A 26,692-nucleotide genomic window follows, 5' to 3' on the forward strand; every position below is an offset into this window, starting at 1 on the left:
GGCACAAATGACGGAGCAATTGGCGGCGTAGAAACCAACCCGATCCACCTTAGCCAAGCCGCCAAGCTGTCTCACCAGACGGGTCCACCTCAAAGCTCAATTCAGCCAGGCTGCGAGTACAGAAGGCGAAACCGGGGCAGCGCAGGACCGGGAAGACGTCGTAGACCGCGATGGGGTCTCTTTCTTATTGCGCAATCACTTGGAAAAGTTGTTCCTATCGTAGCCAGTCTACGATCTGCCGATTATATTCAAACTTGCCATTTTTTGATATTGTTCCTATTATCGTAGTATGGCTACGATACAGAGAGATAAGCTAAACAGGCTCTACAGCCACCTGGCTCCGGGAACGCCGCTGACCTCCGAGGATCTCGCCGCCCTCGGCATATCGGCTGACCTCGCGGTCCACTATGTCCGTGCGGGCTGGCTGGAGCGGCTGGCGCGTGGCGTCTATTGCCGCCCTAATGACCCGCCCGCCTTGCAGCCCAGCCTCGTCCTGCTGCAACGAAGCTTCGAGGGCCTCCACGTCGGTGGGAAGTCCGCACTCGACTGGCACGGTATACGTCACTACGTGGCCCAGCGGCCGACCATTCATCTCTACGGCTGGAAGGCAGGGCGCCTTCCCGGATGGTTCACGGATCGTTTTCCGGCCGAATATCACCGCAAGCGGCTATTCATCGAGCGCCCGGACGCGCTGCTGCATGTCCGGCCGTTCGAGAACCGTGACGGCGCGCCGCTGGTCTCGGCGCCGGAGCGCGCGCTGTTGGAGGTTTTGAGCGAAGTCGGTGTGCGTCAGTCGCTGCAAGAGGCGCGCGAACTGGTCGAAAGCAGCTATAGCTTGCGCGCCAATGTGTTCGGCGAACTGCTCAAGGGCTGCACCAGCGTCAAGACCGTGCGTCTTTGTCTGCAACTCGGCCGTGAGCTTGCCCAGCCATGGGTCAGCAAGCTCGATCCATCGCAATTGCCCAGGGGAAGTGATCGTCCCTGGGTGTCGCGTTCGGCCGACGGTCTGCTAGTGCTCAAGCCATGAACCGAACCTATCTCGACACTGCCCGATTGCTTACGCGGGTCGCGCCACTCGTCTTTGTGGACAACACCTTCGCACTCAAGGGCGGCACGGCGATCAATCTTTTCGTGCGCGATATGCCTCGATTGTCGGTCGATCTCGATCTGGTGTTCCCAGACCATAGGCTGCCGCGCGACGAGGCCTTGCATCGGATCAACGAGGCCATCCGCCAATCCGTCGAGCGCCTGAACAAGCGCGGTTTCCAGACACATGTTCCTACATCAGGAGACGCCGGCGAGACCAAGCTGCTGGTGAGGCAGGGAGCGACCGAGGTTAAGGTCGAGGTCAATTTCGTCATGCGTGGCACGGTTCAGCCCGTGCGGATGGCATCGCTGACACCGAACGCCCGCGACACGCTGGAGGCAGATATCGAAATTCCGGTTGTGTCGCTCGAAGACGTCTATGGCGGCAAGCTCATGGCGGCGATGGACCGGCAGCATCCTCGCGATCTGTTCGATGTCATGCAGCTCTTTGCGCATGAGGGGATCACGGCTGGCATTCGCCGCGCGTTCGTCGTCTATCTCGCGAGCCATAACAGGCCTGTCCATGAGGTGCTGTTTCCGTCGCTGCGCGACATCCGCCACGAGTTCGAGCACAATTTCGTCGGCATGACCGCAGAGCCGGTTGAACTCGATGCGCTTCTGGCAGCGCGCGAGCAGATGATGCGCGAACTCCAGCAAGGGCTGACGGAGGATGAGAGGCGCTTCCTGCTGTCCCTCGTCACGGCCGAACCGGAATGGGCGCTTCTCGACATCCCGCATGTCGAGAAGCTTCCGGGCGTGCGCTGGAAGCTGCAAAACCTGGAGCGGCTGCGCAAAGCCAATGCTCGGAAATTCGCCGAGCAGTCGGAGGAGCTTGCGCAACGACTGGAGTAGGACGAATGCAGTGGCAAACGCCTCTGGCCCGATGTGTGATCGTTGTCAGGCGTCGCGGACGGAATCTTTCGAGGAGGATCGCCAATTGCGAAGAGAGTCGATACCATGCGGTGACGGCGAGCACTTTCGCCTTTGGAAACCTCAAAAAGATCGGTCGCCGTCACCAGCGATAGATGGCGGAATTATCCACAGGCCGCTCAGCCGAAAAAGCCCAATGTTTTCATGAGCAATTTATTTTACCGCTGACGCTGACGGACTTTTTGCCGCAAAAAATTATTTTTTGCTTTTCTTTTCAAATAGTTGACTGTCGGGGCAGATCATCGAGTGGGAATGATTCAGGCCCGTCCGAGCGTATCACTACGCAAGCCATTGATATAAAATAGAAATATCTTCTACGTCGATCAAAGCCTATCGATGGGTCGCTTGACGGCCCTTGCTGACGTTGATCACACCCGACGATCTTCGGGCGCACTGTGGTATACTCACCGAACACGGGGCACCCGCCACTGCGATCCACGCCAGGGATATTCTCAAACAGATTTACGGCTTCGTGATCGTGCGCGGGGAAAGGGTTGCAAACCCTGCCGACGAAGTCGGACCTGTTTCGATCGCCAAGTTTGCTCCAAGAGACCGAGCTCTGTCGCCAACGGAAATCCGCATCATGCTAAAGCAGCTTGAGCACGTTGCGACCCTTCCGACGATACGGCTCGGCATTTTGAGAACGCTGTCTGGTCCATTCCGAAAGAGCGCAGGAAACGGTCGAAAGCGCACAACGTCTATCTGTCGCGCCAGATTCTGGACATCATCATTGCCTTGAAGACGTGCTCCGGGAACTCGCGCTATTTGCTTCCGTCGAGATATGATGCCGATGACCCAATGTCGCGAGCGACTTTCAATCGCATTACTTATCTGGTTGTCGAAAAGGCCAAGGAGGCGGGGCTGCCCCTCGAGCCCTTTACGGTCCACGATCTCCGAAGGAACGGTTCCATGCTTCTCAACGAGCTCGGCTTCAACAGCGAATGGATTGAGAAGTGCCTGGCTCACGAGGACGGGCGTTCATCGCGTGGCGTCTACAACAAGGCCGAGTATGAAGTGCAGCGGCGGCATATGACGCAGGAATGGTCGGATCTCATCGATGCTTGGGTCGACGGCGGAAGCACGTTCCCGTCCTCATCCCTCCTTTGATGACGCTTGACTCCGCTTTGACGGGCCGCGTCCTGCGCTGCGTAACATCAGTAGCTTGAGCCCTAAGGATCGGTTTCGCTCCGCGCGCTAATAGCCAGGCCTCTACCTCGGCGAGATCCCAGACGACGCAGCGTGGAGCGGGGCAAAGCGCCTTGGAAATTCGCCACGGTGCTCCATTGCGTAGATGGTGCTGTCGGCGAGCGGGCAATATCGCGCAATTGCTGCCGCCGAATGGTTCTTCGCATATGAGTTTGTGACGGGGATGCCTTCATCCGACTTCTCTTTTCGACTGTGATTGCGTCGATAGAAGCCGATAGGCGCCGGATGATGGAAGGCAGAAAATGCCAGCGTAAGGTGCTTGCGGGCGGTAGCGGGCACATCGGAGGGTTTCACGCAGATAAGAACGGTCGCGCAAGTGGACGACAGAGGATTATGTATTGGTTCTGGATGGTTGTGACATATTCACTTTATGAATTCCAACTGATCAAACCCTGCATCCAGGACGCAAATTACGGTCCTCTCCCGCCAAGCACGACAAACGCCGCAACCGGATCGAGATCATGTTTGGGCAGGCGCTCCTCAGCTTTCGAAGAATTGAATCTGAAGGATGTTCGGCGTCACTGTATAGTATTTCCAAATTCAGCTTCCAAAAAATAGTATTAGTTCGAATATCGACGAAAGGGTACGAATGACCGGCGCATTATCGACAGGCTCAGCGGAGGGATTTCGAAAATGGGTGTCTCGGACGCTCTAACCACTTTCCAGCCCGCCGGAGTTTCTTCCAAACGACCGTGCTCCGAACATCCCGCGCATGCACTTCTGGCAAGGGCTTTTGACCCGCGCCGCGTCGCCGTGATCGGCGCTTCGGGAACGCCCGGAAAGTGGAGCAACGACGTGCTGCGTCTTCTCATTCATTCTTACAAGGGCGATATCGTCCCCATCAATCCGACAAGGCAAGCAATCGAGGGAGTTCGCTGCTTCCCGTCGATCAACGAAGCTCCGGGCCGGATAGATTACGCAATCATCGTCGTTCCACGGGACAGCGTCTTGAAAGCGGTGCGGGAATGCGTCGCGGCCGGGGTGCCTGTCGTGCACATCTTCTCCGCCGGATTCGCGGAAGTCTCCGGGAGCGGCCAGGCCCTCCAGGATCAGCTTGTCGATGCGGTCACCGGTAGCGGGACCATCCTGATCGGCCCCAATTCGATGGGCATCTACAGCGCCAGCGCCGGTTTGAGTTTTGCCTGGGGCTGCCATTTTGAGCCCGGCCCGGTGTCGTTCGTGTCACAGAGCGGCGGCATCTGCTACGATGTCCTGGCGCGAGGACAAACGCGAGGAATAGCCTTCAGTAAAATCCTGTCAGTAGGCAACTGCGCCCATTTGGACTGGCCCGAATACGTTCGCTATCTGGCCTCGGATCCCGAAACAAAAGTCATCGCCCTATATATCGAGAGCGTAACCGAGGGGTACCGGCTCTACGAAGCACTCAAGGCGGCCGCCCAGGCGAAACCGGTCGTGGTTCTTAAAGGGGGCCGAACCGAGCAAGGCGGCCAGTCCGTGGTCTCCCACACCGGCCGGCTGGCGGGAGAATACGCGATCTGGCGTGCAATGCTTCGCCAGGCCGGCGTATTCGAGGCGGCTACGCTGGAAGAAGTGTTCGTCTTTTGTGAGGCCCGGTCCCAGACCGCGCTGTCCGGCTCCTCTTCTTCCGCCAAGACTTCCGACGATCTTGTCCTGATTGGCACCGGCGGCGGCGCAACCGTCCTCCTTACCGACTCATGCGAGGACGCCAACCTGAGACTGGCGCAGCTTGACCCGCAGACCATCGCGGCGTTTCTCGACAAGGTTCCCGATGCGGAAGCCCTTGGTGGCGTCAGCAATCCGATCGATGTGGGCGCGGACAGGCTCCTGTCCAACGGAACATTACTTGCCGATTTGATCGACATCGCCAGCCAGGACAAAAATGTGGGATATGTTCTGGTGCATCTCAATCTTGTCGCCGTCGCCAACAATCTGACCGGCGACGACAGGTGGAGGCAAGTGTGCAGCAGCCTTCCCGCTGCTGGCTGTGCTGATGGGGCTATCCTTTGCGTGGCGCTGAAGAATGGCGATGGAGGTCAATGCCCTGCCGAACTCCAAAGCGAGGCGCTGGCCGCTCTTCGCGAACGCGGAATTGCAGCCTATGCAAACGTCGATGATTGCCTGAACTTCATTTCATCCTGCCGGAGGCTAAAGCCATTCGCAGGCGGGGAGGCAATCCCGGCACCGGTTTCGGCGGATAACTCGAAAACTGCTGCGGCCGGGCATGTCGTGTCCGGCGACGAGGCGCGCCGGATTGTCGAGAATGCGGGAATCCCGGTCGCGCCGTGGGGCGTCGCACTTAACGAAAAGCAAGCGGTGCAGATCGCCAGACAAATTGGCTTCCCGGTTGCGGTCAAGACCGCTGCGGCTGATGTGACGCATAAAAGCGACGCAGGATGCGTGCTCATCAACATCAATTCACCGGAAGAAGCGCTGTCTGCTTACGGGGTAGTGACGAGCAGGGCGTCCGCGGCCGGAAGCGCAACCCCGGAACGAGTAGTTGTAGAGAGGATGACTCGCGGTACGGCGGAAGTTGTGGTGGGTCTCAAACGGTCGTCCAGTTTCGGCGCCTGCGTGCTGATTGGACTCGGCGGCATCTGGGTGGAAGTTCTCAACGACTTTGCAGTTCGGCTGTGCCCGGTCGGCTATGACGACGCCCTGGGTATGATCCGTGAACTGAAGGGATACCCTCTCCTGCGCGGCGACAGGGGACAGGCGAGCGGCGACATAGAAGCGCTGGCGGAACTGGTGGTTGCGGTAAGCAATCTCGGCCATCACAGACCGGACATATTGGAACTGGACCTCAACCCGGTGATGCTGCTCGAACGCGGCGAAGGCGCATTGGCGGTGGACGCCCGCGCGATACTCCATTCACCCTGAATTAACGGCTAAACGACAGAAACGAGTGAGCGAATGATAGTCGAATTTCCTCTCACTGTCCCCGATCTTGTACCCCTTAACCGCGATTATATCAGCCCGCCGGGGGAGCATGCGATCTATGCTGACCTATACGGCTACGGCAGCGACAAACCCGAACTGTTCGCGCCGTTTGCTCCCGACATCCGCGACACATCGCTCGAAGGTCGGGTGAATACGCTTCCGGGGCTGCTAAGGGCGATCGGCGAAGGCGGCGCGAACGCGATGATCGAGATGATGACGGCATCCGGCGTCGACGCGGCGATCATCCATTCCTACGACACGCTGGAACACGCCATCGTCGCCGATATCCAGACGAAGTCGAAAGGCAAACTGGTCGGCGTCGCGGGCTGCTCGCCGAAGATGAAGATGGATGCTGTCCGCAATCTCGATCATGCCGTGCGTAAACTCGGACTTAAGGCCGCAAGCATCGCGCCTTACGCCAACGGCATGCACGCCGACGACAGGCGCTACTATCCGATCTACAGCAAATGCTGCGAACTCGATATTCCGGTGATCGTCCATACCTCGACCAATCTTCTCGCCGGCGTCCGGAATGATTGCGGCCATCCATCCTTCCTCGACCAGGTTGCGACCGACTTTCCGGAACTGACGATCATCGCGCATCACGCAGGCTGGCCGTGGGTTCTGGACATGGTGAGCATCGCGCTGCGCCACCCCAACATGTATATCAGCCCGGCAGGCATGCGCCCCCGCCATTTCAACAAGCCAGGCGGCGGGTGGCAACCTCTCATCCAGTTCGGCGACACCGTGCTGCGCGACCGGGTCATGTGGGGCAGCAACTGGCCGATGCTGCCGATCCGTCGCTCGCATGACGAGTTGCGGGCGCTGCCTCTGAGGCCCGAAAGCCTCGACGCCTGGCTCGGCGGCAACGCCGCGCGCGTCTTCAAACTGAACGATGTTTCTACTGCAAAGTCAGCGGTCAGCGGCTAAGGTAGCCGTCGCGCCGTCGTAATCGACACGACGGCCTGACAAGGCGCAGGGCTGCTCGGCACATGAACATCAGGCAGATCGATGCGTTCCGGGCGACCTATCTGATGGGGTCCGTGTCGCGCGCGGCCGAGATGCTCCACATCTCGCAGCCAAGCGTCAGTCGTCTCGTCAGCGATCTGGAACGTTCCGTTGGCTTCAAGCTGTTCGACCGCACTGCGCGGGGACTGGTGGCGACGGAGGAGGGTCGCAGACTCTACTCCTCCGTTGAACGCTCCTTCATTGGACTGAGAGAAATCCGCAATGCAGCCACCGCGATCAGAACGCTCGGCAGCGGCGACATCTCGCTTGGTGTGATACCAGCGCTCGCCTACTCGGTAAGTCCGCTGGCCGCGGCCCGGATGCAAAAGGAATCCTCCGACCTGCAGCTCAATGTCAGCGTCCGCACGACGCAACAGATCATCGAGAAAATCGAAACGCATCAGTTCGACCTCGGATTGATAAGCCCGATACATGAACCTGCGAATGTCAGCACCTACTATCGGACGTCGACCCGCTATGTCTGCCTCCTGCCGAACCATCACCCGATGGCGGCGGTTGAAGCGCCGATCGACCTCATGTCATTGCGCGACGATGATTTCGTAGCGTTCGACAGTTTGTACCTGAGCCTGATATCGGATAACGAAGTTTATCAGTTCATCCAATCCCGCGCCCGGCTGTCTTCGCATTCCTCTCCGGTTGTCGCCGCGATGGCGGAAGCGACCGGCGCAGTGGCTATCGTGGACCCTTTCACTGCGAATTTCGTCGCGCATTCAGAAAAGATCATTATAAAGCCCCTGCTCCAGGACATCAGGTTCCAGATTGCGGTGGTTGGCCGCCCAACGCTTTCACTGGTCGCCCAGAGATTTGTGACGATCCTGGCGAGTCAGATTTCAGAATGGCTTGCCAGCAAGGATGCGCAGCCAGCCGCATTATAGTATTTACGAATACAGCGCGAAAGTATTTCTATTTTTCTAACAAGCATTTCCGATGCTAGGCTGCTGCGCAGGCTCAGGGAGGAAAGCTGCATGACCCAATCCCCACGCAGATTATCCAGACGATTCTTGCTTAAAACCGCTGCGGCGGCCGCTACGGGAAGCGCGCTTTCCTCGCTCGGCCTGAGAGCGGCCAGCGCATCCACGCCCAGGCGGGGCGGTACGTTGCGCATCGGACTGGGCCACGGAAATTCCACCGACAGCTATGATCCCGCAACGTTCATCGGCGGGTTTATGCAGGCGTTCAGTTTCGCCCGTTACAACTGCCTGACCGAAATCGCCGCCGACGGCTCCCTTGCACCTGAGCTTGCCGAGAGCTGGGAGCCCAGCTCCGATGCAAAGCAGTGGGTGTTCAACCTTCGCAAGTCCGTCGAATTCCACAACGGAAAGACGATGGACGCGCAAGACGTCATTGCTTCGATCAATCATCACCGAGGCCCCGAATCGACCTCGGCGATGAAACCCGTCGTCGACCAGATCGCAGAGATCAGGAGCGACGGACCAAACCGCGTAATTCTGACGCTTGAACATGGCAATGCTGATTTTGCGTATACGCTGTCAGACTATCACATGGTCATCGCACCCGCCCACGAAGAGACGATCGACTGGCAAAGCGGCGTTGGCACGGGCGGATATGTGGTCGACAGTTTCGACCCCGGCATCCGTGCCGCGCTCTCCCGGCATGAAAACTACTGGAAAGAGAACGCGGCCTATTTCGACAATGTCGAAATGCTGACAATCGCAGACGCGAATGCCCGCATTTCCGCTTTGCTGAGCGGGCAGCTCGACGTGATAGACCGCATACCTTTCGCGACAGCCAGCCGGGTCAAGAGCCTCGCCAATGTGAAGCTTGTCGAAGTTACCGGCTCGCAGCACTACAGTTTTGCGATGAACACACAGTTCGCGCCCTTCGATGATAACGACGTGCGCCTTGCCCTGAAATACGCAATCGATCGTGAGAAGCTGGTCCAGAACGTTCTCAGCGGACACGGTCGCGTCGCCAATGACCATCCGATCGGTCCTGCATATCGCTACGAGGCCACACAACTCGAACAAAGGGTCTATGATCCGGACCGTGCCAGAAGCCTTCTGAAGAAGGCCGGCCACGACAGCCTTACGGTCGAATTGAGCGCTGCCGACGCGGCTTTTTCAGGCGCCGTAGACGCCGCGACCCTGTTTCGTGAAGCCGCCGCCAGCGCCGGAATCACCATTAACGTCAAGCGGGAGCCAAACGACGGTTACTGGTCGGACGTATGGATGAAGAAGCCTTTCAGCGCCGTGTTCTGGCGCGGCCGGCCTACCGAGGACTGGATGTTCTCGACGGTCTATATCGGGAAATCTCCCTGGAACGACACCTTCTGGGAGAACGAATCTTTCGCCCGGGTCGTCAATGAAGCGAGGACCGAACTTGACGAAGGCCGGCGGCGCTCGCTCTATGCAGAGGCTCAGGCGCTGGTTCGCGACGAGGGAGGAGCGATCATACCAATGTTCGCGAATTATCTGAGCGCCACGAACTTGAATGTCGAACACCCCGAGCGGCTGGCGGCGAGCGACGACCTCGACGGCATGAGGCTGGCCGAGCGCTGGTGGTTCAAGAGCTGACTTTGCGGGCTGCTGAGTTCCGAACTTCGGCGCGATGGGATCGAAGGCGGCGGCATGATGGCCTGAACCCAATCAATCAGATTGGGAAGTGCGGGCTGAGGCTCTGGCGGATCGGCGGATCCTGCGCGATCACCGTCGAAAAGTGATGGCCGAGCGCTGGCGGTCCGTTCAAAGATGCGGGTTGCGCAGCCGGTAGCGGGCCACCAGCCTCTCATTGACCTCGGCAGCGCCCGGCATGTTGGCGCTGAGATAGACAGGCGCCGCCAGGCCCGAGGATTGCAGCCGCGCCGCCGCCTCTGCAAAAACGGCGTTCAGAAGCGCCGCGCCGACGGAGGTCGAGATCGGCCCGACACGCAGTTGCGAGCCTGGCACGCTCACGATCGCGTCGCCGGGGGGAGCGCCATTGTCGAGCACGATGTCGGCTATATCGGCAATACGCCGGCGGCCTTGCGCGGCCTGTCTGGAATAGTCCTGCGAGGTGACCGCGATGACGGTTGCGCCGAGCGTCCTGCCCGCCTCGGCCGCCTCCACCACGGCGGCGTTAACGCCGCTGTTGGAGACGACGACAAGGACATCGCTCGACCCGATCGGGTAACGGCGAAGCACCGACGCCGCCAGTCCCGGCATACGCTCGAAAGCTGTGCTGGCCACCGCGCTCTCATGCAGCATCAGCGGCGTCGACAGCATCGGCACCGTCAGCGCCAGCCCGCCCGCGCGGTAATGCGCCTCCTCGGCCAGCATATGGCTGTGGCCGGTGCCGAAGATATAGACCAGCCCATCGGCCCCCGCCGAGCGCTCCACCGCTTGCGTGGCGGCCGCGATCGCGTCCGCGTTCAGCTCCATCAGTCTGGCGGTGCGTGCGGCAAGATCGGCCAGATAGGCTGCGGCGGTGGGCGTTGCTGTCATGTGCGGCTTCCGAATATCGCGTTGATCCATGTCGCCGCGCGTCCGCCCGGCCAGTCCCCGCATCTTCAGACTGCCGCGATGCGATATCAAGCGCCCGGCGCCGGCGGTTGGCTGCTTTCTTGCACCCGACGCCTTTCTTCAGCGGCGTTCGGGCGAGCGACCGGCCACCAGCAACAGGACCTCGCCAAGCTCCACCAGCCACAGCCGCATCAGGACGGCGATGGCCACGAGCCTGTGGCGCAGGGGATGGCGCGTATCGTTGAGAAACTCCCACGCTCCGCGCAGCGGCGGCGTCAGCGAGCGTAGCAGCCACATGACACGTCGTGAAGCCGAACCGGCCTTGATCTGGCCGCCCTTGATGCGCCGCGCCTTGGTGGCGATTTCGCGCCACGTGGTGCGGGCGGGATGTTCGACACACATGGTCCGGGCAAAAACCAGCGCATGCCCTGCGGCGACCGCCCTGCGGCACAGATCCGCATCCCCGCCCGAAAAGCGTTTTCCGTCAAAACCGCCCAGTTCCCGGAAAACCGCCATCGGAACGGCGAGATTGGCCGTGGCGGCGTAACCCCGCGCCACATAGCGCTCTTGCGGAATGCCCTTGACGACATCGTAGATTTCCGCCGCTCCCGGCCGGGCGGATTGCGCCACGACCTTGACCGCACCGGCGATGAGAGCGCCCTCGTCCGCGAGGCGGCGCGCCTCGTCCAGCCCCGCGAGCCACGCGGGCTGCGGCCGGCAATCGGCATCGGTGAACACCAGCCAGTCGCCTTTCGCCCGCGAAGCGCCAAGATTGCGCGCCGCATAGGAGCCGGGCGTGTCGCAGCGCAGGATCTGCACATTGTCGGGCAGATGTTCGGGCGGCTCGAACTGCGGCGAACCGTTATCGACGAGGATCACCTCGAAGCGATCGGCCGGCAGCGTCTGCCGCTCCAGCCGGTCGAGCAGGCCAGGCGCCAGATGCCAGTGGATGTAGACCGGCACGATGACGGAAAAGAAGGGCTCGGCGTTGCCGGGCGTGACATCGCGACCGGGAAGGGGACCGGGGGGTTCGTGATGCGTCATGGGTTGCCGGCTCCCTCTTCATGGCCGTCCGTGCGATCCGCACGGGCGAGGCTTTCTATGCGCCGGGAAAGGTCGTCATAGATGGCCGCCGCGCTGTAGCGGGCGAGGAACTGCGCAAGGATGTGCTCGCGTTCGTTCGGGCCGCGCCGCTGCGCCAGCGTGTCCAGCACGCCGGTCGCCATAGCCCCGGCGTCGCCGGCCGGAACCGTGCGGCCGACCCCAAGGCGCGCCAGCAATTCGGCCGCCTCGCCCTCCAGCGTCGAGATCTGGAAAGCGCCATAGGCCATGTATTCGAAGATCTTGTTGGGCAACCCCTGCGGCGCGCCCTGCCTGTATGGCATCAGGCCAATGATGCTTGCATCGAGGAGCAGGGCGATCTCGCCGGCCGCAAGCCAGCCGGGCGCGACCACGTTGGAGAGGCCGCCAATGCGCTTCAGCAGGCGACTCCGCTCATGGCCGTCGCCGGCCAGCACGAACAGGGCGTCGCTGTCGCCTTCAAGGCGCGCAGCCGCCTCCACCACCACATCGAGATCGTAGGTCGCGCCCCAGTTGCCGACAAAGCTGACCAGCGGTCTTGCCGGGTCGACGCCCAGCCGCCGCAGCAACGCGGCGCGGTCGCCCTCGGGAACCGGGGCCGGCTGATAGCCGAGGGGCACGACCGCATCGCGCCGCGCCCGCTCGCGTCCGCCCTTGGCCAGCCCCCATTCCAGATAGCGAGGCGAAATGCCGATGAGCGCCGTCGCATGGCGACAGGCGTAGGCCGCCTGCCGCTCAAACGCCCTGAGGACGAAGTGCGCCGCGGGTCTCGCCGGCGACGGCAGGAAATCGCTGAAGAAATCCGGCCACAGGTCGCGGATGGAGAGCAGCGAGGGAACGCCCCACTGGCGGGCGAGACCTATGGCCGCCTCAGCCGCCTCGGTGGTGGGCAGATCGGCGACGATGACGTCGGGACGTTGGCTCGCCCTGTCTGCGAAGAGGCGAAAGGCGCGGGCGAAGCGGCGATTGTGCCACACCCGCAACGGGCTGATGTTGTGCCTGTAGCCCGGCGCATACAGCACCTCGATCCGGTAGTTGTCCGAAATGCGATGGGTTTCGTCGCGCCGCGTGCGCTGGCGTTTGCCGTAGTGGTCGAAGCTGGAGGTGAACCAAACCACCTCATGGCCGCGCCCGGCCAGCGCATTGCACAGCATGGCGCAGCGCATCAGCCGGCGGTCGCCCTCGTCGGTGGGCAGCGGCTCCATATCGCGCACCACCCATATGCGCAGCGCCCGGGCCGCAGAAACGACCCCGGCGTCCGGCATGTGCCGTTGCGCTTCCCTTCCTTCCCGCTCGCCCCCCGCCACAGGGTGCGATCGCGGTCTGGTCATGTCAGGGCATTTCCGCTCGTGGCGAGTTCGTATGATTCTGATGCTGGCAGTTCATCGCGCCATGGGTAATCGCTGGCGAGGCCTGACGCAACCACCATGGCGGCCCCCCGCCTGTCTGTCAGCTTTCCGCAGACGCCGCTTCCTGCGATTGAACCCGCGCCACCCTGCGCGTGGCGTGAACGAAGGCGGCGAGAAAGACGATCGTCATCACGAGCACGATGGTGGGGGCCGGCGCGCTGTCGATGAAGAAGGAGGCGTAGACGCCGAGGAACGACGAAACGACGGCCACCAGCACCGATACCGCCAGCATGTGCGCGAAGGTGCGCGCCAGCAGGAAGGCGATGGCGCCGGGCGCGATGAGCATGGCGACGGCCAGGATGATGCCGACCGCCTGCAGGGCGCCGACGATGGTCAGCGAAATCAGCGCCAGCAAGCCGTAGTGCAGCATCCGGACCGGCAGGCCAACCGCCTGCGCCTGCGCCGGATCGAAGGCGTGCAGCAGGAAATCGCGCCATTTCACCAGCATGACGCCGGCGGTGACCGCTGCGATGACGGCCGACATGGTGATGTCGCTCCACGACACGCCCAGCATATCGCCGAACAATATATGGTCGAGATGCACGTCCGACTGGATCTTGACGTAGAGCACCAGTCCCAGCCCGAACATGCCGGAAAAGACGATGCCCATAACCGTATCCTGCTTGATGCGGCTGTTGTCCTTCAGGAAACCGGTGGCGACGGCTGCGAACATGCCGGCGGCGAACGCGCCGATGGCGTAGGGGAAGCCGACGATATAGGCGATCACCACACCCGGAAACACGGCGTGGCTGATGGCGTCGCCCATCAGCGACCAGCCCTTGAGAACGAGAAAGCAGGACAAAAGCGCCATGGGGGTCGCCACCAGCAGCGAGATGACCATGGCGTTGACCATGAAATCGAACTGGAAGGGCAAGGCGAGCGTATCGAGGAAACTCATGGTGCAGCTTCCTTCAGTTCAGCGGCGGCCTTGCGGCGCGCGGCCAGCATGCCGTGCTTGGGCGCAAACAGGAAGGCGAGCAGGAACACCGCCGTTTGCAACACCACGATGACGCCGCCTGTCGCCCCGTCGAGGAAATAGCTGGCATAAGCGCCGGTGAAGCTGGTCACCGCGCCGATGGCCACGGCCAGCGCCAGCAGGCGCGGGAACCGGTCGGTGAGCAGATAGGCGGTGGCGCCCGGCGTCACCACCATGCAGATGACGAGAAACGCGCCCACCGTCTGCATGGCCGCGACCGTCGAGGCCGAAAGCAGGGTGAAGAACATGACCTTGAGCAGGGTCGGGTTGAGGCCGATGGTGCGGGCATGGCTCTCATCGAAGAAGGTGACCATCAGGTCCTTCCACTTCAAAAGCAGCACGGCCAGCGACAGGAAGCCGATGATGGCGAGTTGCAACGTATCCTCCGGCGTGATGGCGAGGATATTGCCGAGCACGATGGTCTGAATAGAAACAGACGTCGGCGAGATCGAGACCATGAACAGGCCGAGCCCGAAGAAGGCGGAGAAGGTCAGCCCGATGATGGCGTCTTCCTTCAGTCTGGTGCGCTGGTTGAGGAACAGCATGGCCGCCGCGGCAAGACCGCCGGAAAAGAACGCGCCGATGGAAAATGGCAGGCCCAGCATATAGGCTCCCGCCACGCCCGGCACGATGGAATGCGAGAGCGCGTCGCCGATCAGCGACCAGCCCTTGAGCATGAGATAGCAGGACAGGAAGGCGCACACGCCACCGACCAGCGCCGACACCCACATGGCGTTGACCATGTAGTGGTACGAGAACGGCTCCAGAAGCAGGTTCATTCGCCCTCTCCGCTGAGCTTGTGCTCCATGCTGTCCTTTTCGCCATAGAACACCAGCGGCCGCTCGTCGTCGGTGATGACGGACAGCCGGCGACGGTCGTCGTCCGCGTGCAGATGGTCGCCGCTAAGCACGAAATGGCGCAGAACGCCGCCGAAGGCGCGTTCCAGATTGCCTTGAGTGAACACCTCGCTGGTGAGGCCATAATCAAGAACCGTGCCCTTGATCAGAATCGTACGGTCGCAGAATTCCGGGACCGAGCCCAGATTGTGGGTGGAGACCAGCATCACTCTCCCCTCGTCGCGCAATTCGCGCAAAAGCGAAACGATCTGCTCCTCGGTCTTGACGTCGACGCCGGTGAACGGCTCGTCAAGCAGGATGACGCGGCTGTCCTGCGCCAGCGCACGGGCAAGGAAGACGCGCTTTTTCTGGCCGCCGGAAAGCTCGCCGATCTGGCGTTTGCGGAACTCGCCCATGCTGACGCGGGCAAGGGCCGCCGCCACAGCCTCATGGTCGGCGCGGCGGGGAATGCGCATCATGCCCATGTGACCGTAGCGGCCCATCATCACCACGTCCTCGACCAGAACAGGAAAGTTCCAGTCCACTTCCTCGGCTTGCGGCACATAAGCGACAAGGTTGCGGCGCAGGGCCTGCTTCACCGGCATGCCGAGCACGGAAATGTCGCCCTTGGCCAGTCGCACGAAGCCCATGATCGCCTTGAACAGCGTGGATTTTCCGGACCCGTTGACGCCGACGAGGGCGGCGATGACGCCCGTCGGGATCGCGAAGCTGGCGTTGCGCAGGGCGGTGTGCCCGTTGTGGTAGGTGACGGTCGCTTCCCTGACCGCAATGCCCGAGCCCGCATCGGGAGATGCGGTGGGGCGGGCGAACTCTTTCACATGGGTGGTCACGTCATCATTCCTTAAAGCGGTTCTGGTTTTCACTGAATCGGCAGAACCGCTCCATCTCCTTGTTTTAGCCGCATTTCCGGACGCAAAACCGTTTCACACCTTTGCTGGAAATGCTTCAGGGTCAGTCGCCCTGGGCGAGGCCCCTGGCGATGGTGTCCGACGTCACCCGCAACAGGTCGATATAGGTGGGCACCGGGCCGTCCGCATCCGTCAGCGAGTCCACATAAAGCACGCCGCCATATTTCGCGCCGGTCTCGCGCGCCACCTGCTTCGCCGGCTTGTCGGAGATGGTGCTTTCGGAGAAGACCACGGCGATGCCGTTCGCCCTCACCTCGTCGATGACCTTGCGCACCTGCTGCGGCGTGCCCTGCTGGTCGGCATTGATCGGCCACAGATAAAGCTCCTTCAGGCCGAAGTCGCGGGCAAGGTAGGAGAAAGCGCCCTCGCTCGACACCAGCCAGCGCCTGTCTTCGGGCACCGCGTCAAGCTCGGCCTTGATCGGGGCGATGACGGCCCTGATCCTTTCCTTGTAGGCCTCGGCATTGGCCTTGTAGATCTCGGCGTTCTGCGGATCATGCTTCATGAAGGCGTCGCGGATATTGTCGACATAGATCAGCGCCGAGGCCGGCGACATCCATGCATGCGGGTTGGGCTTTCCGCTGTAAGGCCCTTCGGTGATGCCCATCGGCTCGACGCCGTCGGAGACGACCACGCGCGGCACGTCCTTCAGGTTCTGGAAGAATTTCTCGAACCACAGTTCGAGGTTTAGGCCGTTCCAGAGGATCAGGTCAGCGCCTTGCGCACGTTGGATGTCGCCCGGCGTCGGCTGATATTCGTGGATCTCCGCGCCCGGCTTGGTGATGGATTCCACAACGGCCGCGTCGCCGGCGACATTCCGCGCCATGTCCGCGATGACCGTGAAGGTGGTGGCGGCCTTGAATTTTCCGGCCGCCTGACCCGGAACGGCCATCAGCAACAGGGCAAGGGCGCCCCCCACCAGACTGGTGAGAATCATGCGCCTGGGCGGGTCGAACATATGGGCTTCCTTTTTGCGGCTGAATCTTGATTGCAATGGATACGCGCGCCGCAGAAAGGATACTGCAACTCAGTTGCAATAAAATCCGAAAGGCGCGACCTCCACCCTTAATATGCTTTTAAGAATGAATTGCAATAGTGAATTGTGGCGAGCGTTGAAGATTTTGTGAGGCGGCCTCCGCGCGGGTTCGCCGGAACGCGCCTCCCTCAAGTTTCCGATGCATTGCGTAAACAGGCGCTGACCGGCCAAATCCGCAAGGTGGACAGCGTTCGGGGGGAGGGACGCCGCCGGCGACGTTGCCCCTCCCATTTCCCTGTCCGCGCCAGAAGGCAGAGCGACGGGAAAGCCCGTCGCCCGGGTTATCGGATGCGAACGGCTGCGCTCGCCTTACTCGGCAGGCAGCGGATTTGCGGCCGTTTTTGCATCCAGCATCGCCAGTTCCTCAGCCTTCGGCACCGACAGCCACACCGCCAGCATGAAACCGGCCGCGCCGCCCAGCAGCTTGCCGAGCATCAGCGGCAGGATCATCGTCGGCTGAAAATTGGCCGAGAAGGCCAGATGGTCGCCGAAAGTGAAGGCCGCGCACACGGCGAAGGCGATGGCCAGCACCTTGTCGCGCGGCTGCATCTTGCCGACCAGCCGGTACATGGCGAGGATGTTGGCGCTGGCGGCCAGCAGCCCGGCCGCCCCTTCGGGCGACACGCCGATGCGCGTTCCGATCGCCTCCATCGGCCCGGCCAGATATTTGGTCAGCAGGTAGACCATCGGGAACGCGCCGGCCAGCATGATGCCGATATAGCCGGCGATCTCCAGCGCCCGGAACTGGTCCTGCTCGTCGGCGATGATCGGATCGAAGCCCCATGCGCCGAACACCGCGCTGAAGAAGCCGGTGAAATATTCGACGATGGAGGCGACCAGAACCAGGGTGATGCCGGCATACATGATGCGGCCGAACCACAGGAAGCCCTTGATCATCGCATCCGGCGCGAAGCGCAGGCCAAGCGCGATGGCCACGCAGAACACGATCAGCGGCAGCAGATTGCGCAATATGTCGCCGATGGTGAGCGCGATCTGGTGGCTGGCCTCCGCCGTGGTTGAGACCTCCGGCCTGATGTCCAGCCCGGCCAGCGCGATGATGGCGCAGGCGATGAAGACGCCGATCGGCACGCTGAGGATGCCCGACATGATGCCGAGCGCCATATATTTGTGATCGGCCTTGGCGAGCATCGCCAGCCCCACGGGGATCGAGAAGATGATCGTCGCGCCGGACGTGAAGCCGACGATGGTGGCGATCATCCAGGCGTCGCGCGAGCCGGCCAGCGTATCCGCGAGCTGGTAGCCGCCCATGTCGACGGCGATCACCGTGGTTGCGGCGATCGACGGATCGGCCCCGATCATCGCGAACAGCGGCCCGACGGCGACGCGGATGAACTGCGACAGATAGGGGATGGCGGCCATTATGCCGGCCACCGGGATGAAGATCGGGCCGATGGAATGCAGGCCCTCGATGAATTCCTTGCCGAGCCCGGTTTCCGGGTTGCGGATCGAGGCGATGGCGCCAGCGACGGCGCACACCATGATGATGTAGATGACAAAAGTTCCGATAGAAGCCATGTGCCTTACCTCCCAGTTGCGCGTGCCGCGCCGGCAAGCTTTATCGACGCCCTTTCCGATCAGGCTTTTACGCGTTCCCCTTGTGGATCGTAGAGCGGCGTCATGTGGATCGTGGCGGCGCAGCGTTCGTTCGCCACGATGAGTTCGTAGTCGCCGGACGACAGGAATGCGTCGTCCACCCCGGCTTCGTTGCGCACATAGCCGTAGCCGATAGGCAGGCCGACCGTGTAGCCGAAGCCGCCGCTGGTCAGGTAGCCGACCGGCTGGCCATTACGCAGTATGGTTTCGCGGCCGAGCAGCACCACCTCGGGGTCTTGCGTGGTGAAACAGGCCAGCCGCTTGGGCAACGGCCTGCCGGCTGCGGCCACACAGGCCTCGCGGCCGATGAATTGGGTGTCCTTCTTCAGCTTCACCGCCCAGCCGAGGCCGGCCTCGAACGGGTTGTCGTTGGGCGTGATGTCCGAGCCCCAGGCGCGGTAGCCTTTTTCCAGACGCAGCGATTCGATCGCCCGATAGCCGGCGGGGCGGACGCCATGCGACCGACCCGCCGCCATCAGCGCATCGAACACGTCGCCAGCGCCGCCAATCGGCACATGCAGCTCCCAGCCGAGTTCGCCGACATAGGTGACGCGCAGCGCCCGCACCTTGTGGCCGGCGATCTCGATCGCCTCGACCCGGCCGAACGGGAAGGCGGCATTCGAGACATCGGCCCCCGTCACCCTCTCCAGAACCGACCGTGCGGCCGGCCCCATCAGCGACAACGCGCCATAGTCCTCGGTGACGTCGGCGATGCGAACGTCGTCGCCCGCGGGCAGATGCTCCTCGATCCACGCAAAATCATGCGTGCGCGAGCCGGTGCCGGTGACGATGTAGAAGCGGTCTTCAGCAAGGCGCGCGACGGTGAGGTCGCATTCGATGCCGCCGCGGCTGTTGAGTATCTGCGTATAGGTCAGGCGTCCGGGCTGCCTGGCGACAGTGTTGGCGCAGATCAGCTCCAGCGCCGCAGCGGCGTCCTTGCCCGCCACCTCGAACTTGGCGAAGGAGGACTGGTCGAACAGGCCGACCTGCTCGCGCACGGCCTTATGTTCCTCACCAAGCGGGCCGAACCAGTTCTGCCTGCCCATGGAATAGACGTCCTTCGGCTCCACGCCTTCCGGCGCGAACCAGTTCGGCCGTTCCCATCCCAGCTTGGAGCCGAACACGGCGCGATGCTTCTTCAGGCGCGCATAGAGCGGCGAGACGATGCGCGGGCGGCCGCTCTCATATTCCTCATGCGGAAAGGCGACGGTGTAGTGCTTGCCATAGGCTTCCAGCGTGCGCTCCTCCACCCATGCGCGGTCACGGTGCAGGCCGGAGAAGCGGCGGATATCGACCACCCACAGGTCGAGCGGGGCTTCGCCGCGCACCACCCATTCGGCCAGCACCCAGCCCGCGCCGCCGCCGGAGGCGATGCCGAAGGCGTTGAAACCCGCGCCGACAAACATGTTGGCGCATTCCGGCGCGCGCCCGAGGATGAAGTTGCCGTCCGGGGTGAAGCTCTCCGGGCCATTTATCATCTGCTTGACGCCGCTTTCGGCCAGCGCCGGCACGCGGGCGATGGCCTGCGTCATATGCTGCTCGAAATGGTCGTAGTCGTCGTCGAAGAGCTGGAACTCCCACTGATCGGGCACGTCGCCGCCGGGCAGGCCGGTGGCCCAGCTTTGCGGGTCTGGCTCATAGCCGCCCATGACGAGGCCGCCGACCTCCTCCTTGAGGTAGATGCGCCGGTCCGGGTCGCGCACGGTCGGCGTATCGGGAGAAAGGCCTTCTATCTTCTCGGTGACGATATATTGATGCTTCACCGGCTGCAGCGGCACCGAAACGTCGGCCATCGCCCCGATCTGGCGGGCCCACTGGCCGCCGCAATTCACCACGGTCTCGCAGCCGATGCGGCCATGGTTGGTCTCGACCGCCTTGATGCGTTCGCCATCCATGACGAAGCCGGTGACGCGCACGCCCTCGAACAGCCGCGCCCCATGCATGCGCGCGCCCTTGGCCAGCGACTGGGTGATGTCGGAGGGGCTGGCCTGCCCGTCGGTCGGCAGCCAGGACGCGCCGATCAGGTCGGACGTGTCCATCAGCGGCCACATGCGCTTCACCTCATCCGGCGAGATCAGATGCATGTCCATGCCGAAGCTGCGCGCCGTGGTGGCCAGACGCCGGAACTCGGTCCAGCGGTCCTCATTGGTGGCCAGACGCAGGCAGCCGGTCATTCTCCAGCCAGTTTCGAGACCGGTCTCCTCATGCAGCGTCTTGTAGAGATCGACCGAATATTTCAGCACGCGCGTGATCGAGGCGGAGGATCGGAGCTGGCCGACCAGCCCCGCCGCGTGCCAGGTCGAACCGGAGGTGAGCTTGCCCTGTTCCAGCAGGATGACGTCGGCCTTGTGGTCGCGGGCCAGGTGATAGGCGGTGGAGCAGCCTATGATGCCGCCGCCGATGACGATGATCTGGGCATGGGAGGGCAGGGAGTGGATCATCGGGCGCGTCCATGTTCGGTGCGATAGGCGTCGAGCGCAACGTCCAGCCGGCGCAGGTTCTCCGCCGTATAGGAGACATAGTCGGTGCCGGGCGCATCGAGATAGAGTTCGGACACCATGCTCCACATGGCCTCGCGCAGCAGCGAGGCGCATTGCATGGCGGCCAGCGAGCGCTTCAGCGCCTCGTCAGGCCGGCGGCCGAAATAGACGCCGAGCAATTCTTCCGATTCTTGCTGCGAGAAACCGGCATTGGACGAAAGCCCGGCCAGGTCGAACATCGCGGTGGAGAAGCCTGCATATTCGAAATCGATCAGCCACAGGCGGACGCCGTCATCGAGCAGGTTTGCGGGCAAAAGGTCGTTATGGCCGAAGACGACGGGAAGCGGTATCTGTGCCGCTTCAAGCTCGTTCGCCATATCCAGATAGGCTGGCACATGCTCCACCATACGGCTCCCGCCCCCGGCCAGCGTACGTGCATAATCGCGAACGACATGGAACGGCCAGAACATGAAGCCCGGACCCGAAACGTGGTGCGGCATCTTCTCGTGGAAGGCGCGCACGATTTCGGCGATGCGCCCGATATTGGCGCGCACATCGGCCTCGTCGAAGGTTTTGGCGCGCAGATGACGGCAAATCATGACGCCGGGCTCCGCATGCTCCACCGCCGGCGCAAAGCCGGCTTCCTCGGCGGCGCGCGCCGTCATCAGCTCGCGGTCGCGCAGCACATGGTGGAACGGATAATCCTGGCCGAAGCGCACGACATGACCGCCGGCGTCGTCGGTGACCAGCCAGCTTTCGTTGCTGATACCGCCCATCAGCGGCTCGATGGCGATAGAGCCCTTCCAGATGGGCAAGGCCGCGATCCGCCCGGATCGCGCGGCCGTGATTTCCCGGATCACCGCCATATTTCCTCCCGCAACCTTCGGCTGCCTTGTTTGAACGAAGGATCGATTCGTCGGCAAATTAAGTCAACAGGAAAGTGTGGATTTCTGACCGGATTTGAACGACTCCTTCCCCAGATCGGTCAATAGTCGTAAAAATCGGTCAATTATCACAGGGCTCAGCAAGATGGATTATTCCCCCCGCCACGGCCGCATCCTCACCCTTCTCGACGAGGAAGGCACGATCGGCGTCAGCGAACTCGCCCAGCGCCTCGACGTATCGGTCGAAACCGTTCGCCGCGACATCAAGGTACTGGCGGGACGTGGCGACATCGTGCGCATGCATGGCGCGGTCGGCCTGCCCTCGGCGGTCAGCGAAGCGCCGTTCGAGCGGCGCATGCGCGAGAACCGGCAGGCCAAGGAGGCGATCGCCCGGCTGGCCGCCTCGACCATCCGCGACGGCGAATCGATCATGCTCGACACCGGCACCACGACCAGCATCCTCGCCCGCGCGCTGCTCGACCACCGGCGGCTGACCGTGGTGACCAACTCGTCCGACATCGCCCGCACCCTGGCGACCGTGAACGGCAACAAGGTCTATATGGCCGGCGGCGAATTGCGCAGTGACAGCGGCGCGGCGCTTGGCTTCTCGGCCATCGAATTCGTCAACCGCTTCAGCGTCGACCACGCGATCATTTCGGCCGGCGCGATCAACGCCCTCACCGGCGTGATGGACTACGACCTTGAGGAAGCGCAGTTCGGGCAGGCGGTGCTGGCGCGCGGACGGCGGCGCGTCGTCGTCACCGACGCAACCAAGTTCGGCCAGAAGGGCCTGGTGCGCGTCTGCTCCCTGTCGGACTTCGGTGAACTGATCGTCAATCGCGTGCCCCCGGACGATCTGGCTGAGGCGCTGCAAAACGCCGATGTCGCCATCAGGGTCTGCGCATGAGCAACTTCCGGTGCTATAAGCCCGAATGGGAAATCAGGGCCGCCAATGCGCAAGCACCTCGCCATCTGCATCGCCGTTTTCATCGGCCTCACGGCCGTACCGCTCACCCTGTGGGGGCAAGATATGCAACAAGCCGGGCTATCCGATGCCGCAGCCGCCAATGACGCCGAAACCGTCCGCCGGTTGCTGGCCGATGGCGCGGATATCGACGCCAGAGACGCCGAGGGACGGACGGCGCTTCTTGCCGCCACCCACGCCAACGCCGTCGATGCCGCCCGGGTGCTGATCGAGGCTGGGGCAGACGTCAACGCAAAGGACCGGATCGAAGACAGCCCCTATCTCTATGCCGGCGCGCGCGGCCATCTGGAAATCCTGGAGCTGACGCTGGCGCATGGCGCGGACCTGAAAAGCACCAACCGCTATGGCGGCACGGCGCTGATACCGGCTGCCGAGCGCGGCCATGTCGAGACGGTGCGCACGCTGATCGATGCAGGCGTCGATATCGATCACGTCAACAAGCTCGGCTGGACGGCGCTGCTGGAAGCGATCATCCTGGGGGACGGCGGGCCGCGCCACCGGCAGATCGTCGACCTGCTGATCGAATCCGGCGCCGACGTCAATCTGGCGGACGCCAAAGGCGTGACGCCGCTGCAACATGCGCGCAGCAGCGGCTATACGGAAATCATAGAGGCGCTCACAGCGGCCGGCGCATGGTAACGCCTGATTGGCGCGTAATGCCGCGGCCGGGCGAAAGCGCCCCTGCACAGATTCCTCTTTGCCACACAATGCACTAACCTCGCCGCCGACATATCCACGGAGCGCAAACGGATGACTATCAGGCTTGAGCATATGATCGACCAGGGGGCGGGGCGCGAGCCCGCCGATCTGGTGCTCAAGGGGGGCCGCTTCCTCGACCTCGTAACCGGAGAGTTGATCGCGAGCGACATCGCCATCTGCGGCGAGCGCATTGTCGGCACCTGCGCCGACTACAAGGGTGCGAAAGAGATCGACATTTCCGGCCGCATCGTCGTGCCTGGCTTCATCGACACCCATCTGCATATCGAATCCTCGCTGGTCACACCCCATGAGTTCGACCGTTGCGTTCTGCCGCATGGCGTGACCACGGCGATCTGCGATCCGCACGAGATCGCCAACGTGCTGGGGCTGGACGGCGTCACCTACTTCCTCGACAGCGTGGCCGAGACGGTCATGGACATTCGTGTGCAGCTTTCCAGTTGCGTGCCGGCGACGCATCTGGAAACGTCCGGCGCGGAACTCACCGTCCACGACCTCCTGCCTTTCGCCGACCATCCCAGGGTGATCGGGCTCGCGGAATTCATGAATTTTCCCGGCGTTCTGGCGAAGGACCCGGAGTGCATGGCCAAGCTTGAGGCTTTTCAGGGCCGCCATATCGACGGTCATGCGCCGCTGGTGCGCGGCTACGATCTCAACGGCTATCTCGCCGCCGAAATCCGTACCGATCACGAGACGACCTCGGCCGAGGAGGCGATGGAGAAGCTGCGCAAGGGCATGCATGTGCTGGTGCGCGAAGGCTCGGTGTCGAAGGACCTCGCGGCGCTGACGCCGATCATCACCGAGCGCAACTCACCCTTCATCGCGCTGTGCACCGACGACCGCAACCCGCTCGACATTGCCGATCAGGGCCATCTCGACCACATGATCCGCACCGCCATCGCAGCGGGCGTGGAGCCGCTGGCGATCTATCGCGCCGCATCGATCTCGGCCGCCCGCGCTTTTGGCCTCAAGGATCGCGGACTGGTGGCGCCGGGATGGCGCGCCGACCTCGTAGTGCTCGACACGCTGGAGGATTGCCGCGCCGAACTGGTGCTTTCGGCCGGGCGTATCGTTTGCGACGAACTGTTTGCGGCCCGCAAGCCGGTGGCGCCGGTCGGCCGCCACAGCGTCAAGGCAAGACGCGTCGCCGCCTCAGATTTCCGCGCCCGCTCCAACAGCGGCCGCACCCGCACCATCGGCGTCGTTCCGGGCAAGATCATCACCAGTGACCTCGAATTCGACCTGCCGGTCGGAGAAAATGGCGTGGAGATCGACCTCGCCAGCGATGTGGTCAAGGTCGCCGTGGTCGAGCGCCATGGCCGCAGCGGCAACATCGCCGCCGGCTTCGTGCATGGCTTCGGCCTGAAGGCGGGCGCTATCGCCTCGACCGTCAGCCATGACAGCCACAATATCTGTATTGTCGGCTGCTCGGACGAGGACATGGCGCTGGCCGCCAACCGGCTGGGCGAGATCGAGGGCGGCTTCGTCGTGGTGCAGGACGGAAAAATTCTGGCGGAGCTCGCCCTGCCCGTCGCCGGACTGATGAGCCTCGCCAGCTACGAGACGGTGCGCGACGAGCTGAAGACGCTGCGCGCCGCCGCCTTTGCTCTGGGCTCCACGCTGGAGGAGCCGTTCCTGCAACTCGCCTTCATCGCCTTGCCGGTCATCCCGCATCTCAAGATCACCGACATGGGGCTGGTCGATGTCGACCGCTTCGAACTTATCGGGACCTGAGTGACCGGTTAGCCTGGAACATCCACCTGCCCGACGATCCAGCGGTGGAGTTCGTTGGCGACAGGATGGTCCAGTTTGCCGTTCGGCATGACGAAATGGTAGCCGTTCTCGGTCGGCAGCGGCACATCGATCACAACCTGCAACTGCCCGGCCTTCAGTTCCGGCCCGATGAGGTACAGCGGCAGCAGCGCGACACCCAGCCCGGCGGTCGCGGCCTGTATCATCATCGTGAACTGGTCGAAACGGTGCCCCTGAAAAGACGATGCCGTTTCGATCTCCGTCTGGCGAAACCAGTCGGCCCACGCCTTCGGCCTTGTGGCCAGATGCAGCAACGGAAGCGCCGCCAGATCGCCCGGCCCTTCGACGTTCCGGCTTTGCGTCAGGGCCGGGCTCGCCACCGGAACGATTACTTCCTGACAGATGTAGCGGCAGGTGGCGTTGGCCCAGATTGGCTGGCCGTAGTGGATCGCCGCATCGAAGCCCTGCTCTTCCAGATCGAACGGCTCGGAACGGGACGCTATGTCGAGCGCGACCCCGGGATGGGCGCGCAGGAAACCCGGCAGATGCGGGATCAGCCAGCGTGTGCCGAAGGTCGGCAGCGTGGCGAGGCGCAGCAGTGAGGCGCTCGAGCCGGCCATGGCGCGCAGCATGGCCGCCTCGCCCTGCTCCAGCAGCTTGCGCGCATCCGGCAGGAACTTGCGGCCAGCTTCCGAAAGCACCACACGCTGGCGAACCCGTTCGAACAGCGGCACGCCGAGCTGGACCTCCAGGTCCCTGATCTGACGGCTGATGGTGCTCTGCGTGAGGCTGAGCTCTCGTCCGGCCTGGGTGACGTTGCCGTGACGCGCGGCGCTCTCGAAGGCTTGCAACTTGCCAAGGTCGGGCATCAGGGCGCGTGACCGAATCATGCAAATTCCGCATCAAGTCAGATGGATTCAACGTAATTCATGGCTTTTGTTTTGCGATATAGCATCATCTGCGCATCAAGTCGCCTGTGTTCGCAACAATTCGGAAAGCGCGCTCCAGCCAGTTTTTTTCATGTCCGGCGCGCTCCACAAGCCGCAACACAGGAAATTGTGGCCCACCGCCATTGTTGCGGTGCGGTTTGAAGATCGGGGCCATCGCCCATGACGAAACGGAAAGGTGAACATCATGACGCTTTCTCAGGAAACCTCGGCTCTTCTTTCCGGGCTTGGCGTTGATTGCGGCTGCCTTTCGGGTGGCGATCTTGTTGTGACGAGCCCTGTTACGGGCGAGGCGATCGCGCAGGTGGCTCAGGTGTCGGGCGCGGAAGCGGGGCGTGCGATCGGGCAAGCCCATGCGGCGTTCGTGAAGTGGCGCATGACGCCGGCCCCGCGGCGGGGCGAGCTGGTGCGGCTGCTGG

The 26,692-nt window shown here is 62.7% G+C and carries 21 protein-coding genes and 2 pseudogenes; 12 read left to right on the forward strand and 11 right to left on the reverse strand.

Annotation, left to right across the window (positions count from 1 at the left end; translation table 11 throughout):
* The first annotated feature begins 289 nt into the window (after positions 1-289).
* The 8 genes and pseudogenes from ABID44_RS18085 to ABID44_RS18120 all read left to right on the forward strand — a co-directional run bounded on the left by ABID44_RS18085 (position 290) and on the right by ABID44_RS18120 (position 9,704).
* Complete coding sequence (locus ABID44_RS18085) at positions 290-1,027, forward strand: type IV toxin-antitoxin system AbiEi family antitoxin domain-containing protein (protein ID WP_354153086.1); 738 nt, start codon at positions 290-292, stop codon at positions 1,025-1,027.
* Entirely contained in the window at positions 1,024-1,938 is a 915-nt protein-coding gene (locus tag ABID44_RS18090) for a nucleotidyl transferase AbiEii/AbiGii toxin family protein (protein ID WP_354153087.1), read from the forward strand. Before ABID44_RS18085 ends, ABID44_RS18090 begins: the two co-directional genes overlap by 4 nt.
* 433 nt (positions 1,939-2,371) lie before the next feature.
* Positions 2,372-3,182, forward strand: a pseudogene (locus ABID44_RS18095) (tyrosine-type recombinase/integrase); the annotation flags it as partial.
* Positions 3,183-3,620: 438 nt separating this feature from the next.
* Positions 3,621-3,719: pseudogene (locus ABID44_RS18700) on the forward strand (IS5/IS1182 family transposase); the annotation flags it as partial.
* Between the two features lie 136 nt (positions 3,720-3,855).
* Positions 3,856-6,081, forward strand: a complete 2,226-nt coding sequence (locus ABID44_RS18105) for an acetate--CoA ligase family protein (protein WP_354153088.1) — start codon at positions 3,856-3,858, stop codon at positions 6,079-6,081.
* Positions 6,082-6,114: 33 nt separating this feature from the next.
* Positions 6,115-7,071 carry an amidohydrolase family protein gene (locus ABID44_RS18110; protein WP_354153089.1) on the forward strand — a complete coding sequence of 319 codons (957 nt, stop codon included), beginning with the start codon at positions 6,115-6,117 and terminating at the stop codon, positions 7,069-7,071.
* A gap of 62 nt (positions 7,072-7,133) precedes the next feature.
* Positions 7,134-8,045 carry a LysR substrate-binding domain-containing protein gene (locus ABID44_RS18115; RefSeq protein ID WP_354153090.1) on the forward strand — a complete coding sequence of 304 codons (912 nt, stop codon included), beginning with the start codon at positions 7,134-7,136 and terminating at the stop codon, positions 8,043-8,045.
* 126 nt (positions 8,046-8,171) lie between these two features.
* Positions 8,172-9,704 (forward strand): ABC transporter substrate-binding protein, encoded by a 1,533-nt coding sequence (locus ABID44_RS18120; RefSeq protein ID WP_354153091.1) that lies wholly within the window; start codon positions 8,172-8,174, stop codon positions 9,702-9,704.
* A gap of 168 nt (positions 9,705-9,872) precedes the next feature.
* On the opposite strand, the gene ABID44_RS18125 is transcribed toward ABID44_RS18120, so the two are convergent.
* The 10 genes from ABID44_RS18125 to ABID44_RS18170 form a co-directional block, all read right to left on the reverse strand.
* Positions 9,873-10,610 (reverse strand): SIS domain-containing protein, encoded by a 738-nt coding sequence (locus ABID44_RS18125; protein WP_354153092.1) that lies wholly within the window; start codon positions 10,608-10,610, stop codon positions 9,873-9,875.
* 138 nt (positions 10,611-10,748) lie between these two features.
* Complete coding sequence (locus ABID44_RS18130; protein WP_354153093.1) at positions 10,749-11,672, reverse strand: glycosyltransferase family 2 protein; 924 nt, start codon at positions 11,670-11,672, stop codon at positions 10,749-10,751.
* Entirely contained in the window at positions 11,669-13,039 is a 1,371-nt protein-coding gene (locus ABID44_RS18135) for a glycosyltransferase family 4 protein (protein WP_354153094.1), read from the reverse strand. The genes ABID44_RS18130 and ABID44_RS18135 overlap by 4 nt, the downstream gene beginning before the upstream one ends.
* A 118-nt stretch (positions 13,040-13,157) precedes the next feature.
* The gene (locus ABID44_RS18140; protein ID WP_354153095.1) at positions 13,158-14,015 is read right to left on the reverse strand and encodes a metal ABC transporter permease; all 858 of its coding nucleotides are present in this window, start codon (positions 14,013-14,015) and stop codon (positions 13,158-13,160) included.
* On the reverse strand, positions 14,012-14,872 hold the full coding sequence (locus tag ABID44_RS18145) for a metal ABC transporter permease (RefSeq protein ID WP_354153096.1): 861 nt from the start codon (positions 14,870-14,872) through the stop codon (positions 14,012-14,014). Before ABID44_RS18145 ends, ABID44_RS18140 begins: the two co-directional genes overlap by 4 nt.
* Positions 14,869-15,780, reverse strand: coding sequence for a manganese/iron ABC transporter ATP-binding protein (locus ABID44_RS18150; RefSeq protein ID WP_354153097.1), 912 nt, complete (start codon positions 15,778-15,780; stop codon positions 14,869-14,871). The genes ABID44_RS18145 and ABID44_RS18150 overlap by 4 nt, the downstream gene beginning before the upstream one ends.
* A 121-nt stretch (positions 15,781-15,901) precedes the next feature.
* Entirely contained in the window at positions 15,902-16,816 is a 915-nt protein-coding gene (locus tag ABID44_RS18155) for a metal ABC transporter substrate-binding protein (RefSeq protein ID WP_354153098.1), read from the reverse strand.
* 387 nt (positions 16,817-17,203) lie between these two features.
* Positions 17,204-18,430 (reverse strand): ethanolamine utilization protein EutH, encoded by a 1,227-nt coding sequence (eutH, locus tag ABID44_RS18160; protein ID WP_354153099.1) that lies wholly within the window; start codon positions 18,428-18,430, stop codon positions 17,204-17,206.
* Between the two features lie 59 nt (positions 18,431-18,489).
* Positions 18,490-20,949, reverse strand: coding sequence for a GcvT family protein (locus ABID44_RS18165; protein ID WP_354153100.1), 2,460 nt, complete (start codon positions 20,947-20,949; stop codon positions 18,490-18,492).
* The gene (locus ABID44_RS18170; protein ID WP_354153101.1) at positions 20,946-21,854 is read right to left on the reverse strand and encodes a phosphotransferase; all 909 of its coding nucleotides are present in this window, start codon (positions 21,852-21,854) and stop codon (positions 20,946-20,948) included. The genes ABID44_RS18165 and ABID44_RS18170 overlap by 4 nt, the downstream gene beginning before the upstream one ends.
* A 163-nt stretch (positions 21,855-22,017) precedes the next feature.
* On the opposite strand from ABID44_RS18170, the gene ABID44_RS18175 reads away from it, so the two are divergent.
* The 3 genes from ABID44_RS18175 (at position 22,018) to ade (ending at position 25,308) form a co-directional block, all read left to right on the forward strand.
* The gene (locus tag ABID44_RS18175; protein ID WP_354153102.1) at positions 22,018-22,779 is read left to right on the forward strand and encodes a DeoR/GlpR family DNA-binding transcription regulator; all 762 of its coding nucleotides are present in this window, start codon (positions 22,018-22,020) and stop codon (positions 22,777-22,779) included.
* Positions 22,780-22,902: 123 nt separating this feature from the next.
* The gene (locus ABID44_RS18180) at positions 22,903-23,496 is read left to right on the forward strand and encodes an ankyrin repeat domain-containing protein (protein WP_378226846.1); all 594 of its coding nucleotides are present in this window, start codon (positions 22,903-22,905) and stop codon (positions 23,494-23,496) included.
* Positions 23,497-23,607: 111 nt separating this feature from the next.
* Positions 23,608-25,308 (forward strand): adenine deaminase, encoded by a 1,701-nt coding sequence (gene ade, locus ABID44_RS18185; protein ID WP_354153104.1) that lies wholly within the window; start codon positions 23,608-23,610, stop codon positions 25,306-25,308.
* 8 nt (positions 25,309-25,316) lie between these two features.
* On the opposite strand, the gene ABID44_RS18190 is transcribed toward ade, so the two are convergent.
* Positions 25,317-26,216: a LysR substrate-binding domain-containing protein gene (locus tag ABID44_RS18190; RefSeq protein ID WP_354153105.1), complete on the reverse strand. Its 900-nt coding sequence runs from the start codon at positions 26,214-26,216 to the stop codon at positions 25,317-25,319.
* 244 nt (positions 26,217-26,460) lie between these two features.
* Here ABID44_RS18190 and ABID44_RS18195 point away from each other — a divergent pair.
* Positions 26,461-26,692, forward strand: a 232-nt coding sequence (locus ABID44_RS18195; protein WP_354153106.1) for an aldehyde dehydrogenase family protein, incomplete at its 3' end; no start/stop codon positions are given.

Origin of the sequence: Aquamicrobium ahrensii (assembly GCF_040545755.1) — a bacterium.
Lineage (GTDB): Bacteria > Pseudomonadota > Alphaproteobacteria > Rhizobiales > Rhizobiaceae > Mesorhizobium > Mesorhizobium ahrensii.

Bases quoted from the DNA above. Each gene is read 5' to 3' on its own strand.
- ABID44_RS18090 (WP_354153087.1), top strand. From the start codon at position 1,024: ATGAACCGAACCTATCTCGACACTGCCCGATTGCTTACGCGGGTCGCG.
- ABID44_RS18180 (WP_378226846.1), top strand. From the start codon at position 22,903: ATGCAACAAGCCGGGCTATCCGATGCCGCAGCCGCCAATGACGCCGAA.
- ABID44_RS18135 (WP_354153094.1), bottom strand. From the start codon at position 13,039: ATGACCAGACCGCGATCGCACCCTGTGGCGGGGGGCGAGCGGGAAGGA.
- ABID44_RS18175 (WP_354153102.1), top strand. From the start codon at position 22,018: ATGGATTATTCCCCCCGCCACGGCCGCATCCTCACCCTTCTCGACGAG.
- eutH (WP_354153099.1), bottom strand. From the start codon at position 18,430: ATGGCTTCTATCGGAACTTTTGTCATCTACATCATCATGGTGTGCGCC.
- ABID44_RS18145 (WP_354153096.1), bottom strand. From the start codon at position 14,872: ATGAACCTGCTTCTGGAGCCGTTCTCGTACCACTACATGGTCAACGCC.
- ABID44_RS18155 (WP_354153098.1), bottom strand. From the start codon at position 16,816: ATGTTCGACCCGCCCAGGCGCATGATTCTCACCAGTCTGGTGGGGGGC.
- ABID44_RS18115 (WP_354153090.1), top strand. From the start codon at position 7,134: ATGAACATCAGGCAGATCGATGCGTTCCGGGCGACCTATCTGATGGGG.
- ABID44_RS18170 (WP_354153101.1), bottom strand. From the start codon at position 21,854: ATGGCGGTGATCCGGGAAATCACGGCCGCGCGATCCGGGCGGATCGCG.
- ABID44_RS18105 (WP_354153088.1), top strand. From the start codon at position 3,856: ATGGGTGTCTCGGACGCTCTAACCACTTTCCAGCCCGCCGGAGTTTCT.
- ABID44_RS18165 (WP_354153100.1), bottom strand. From the start codon at position 20,949: ATGATCCACTCCCTGCCCTCCCATGCCCAGATCATCGTCATCGGCGGC.
- ABID44_RS18125 (WP_354153092.1), bottom strand. From the start codon at position 10,610: ATGACAGCAACGCCCACCGCCGCAGCCTATCTGGCCGATCTTGCCGCA.
- ABID44_RS18130 (WP_354153093.1), bottom strand. From the start codon at position 11,672: ATGACGCATCACGAACCCCCCGGTCCCCTTCCCGGTCGCGATGTCACG.
- ABID44_RS18110 (WP_354153089.1), top strand. From the start codon at position 6,115: ATGATAGTCGAATTTCCTCTCACTGTCCCCGATCTTGTACCCCTTAAC.
- ade (WP_354153104.1), top strand. From the start codon at position 23,608: ATGACTATCAGGCTTGAGCATATGATCGACCAGGGGGCGGGGCGCGAG.
- ABID44_RS18085 (WP_354153086.1), top strand. From the start codon at position 290: ATGGCTACGATACAGAGAGATAAGCTAAACAGGCTCTACAGCCACCTG.
- ABID44_RS18190 (WP_354153105.1), bottom strand. From the start codon at position 26,216: ATGATTCGGTCACGCGCCCTGATGCCCGACCTTGGCAAGTTGCAAGCC.
- ABID44_RS18140 (WP_354153095.1), bottom strand. From the start codon at position 14,015: ATGAGTTTCCTCGATACGCTCGCCTTGCCCTTCCAGTTCGATTTCATG.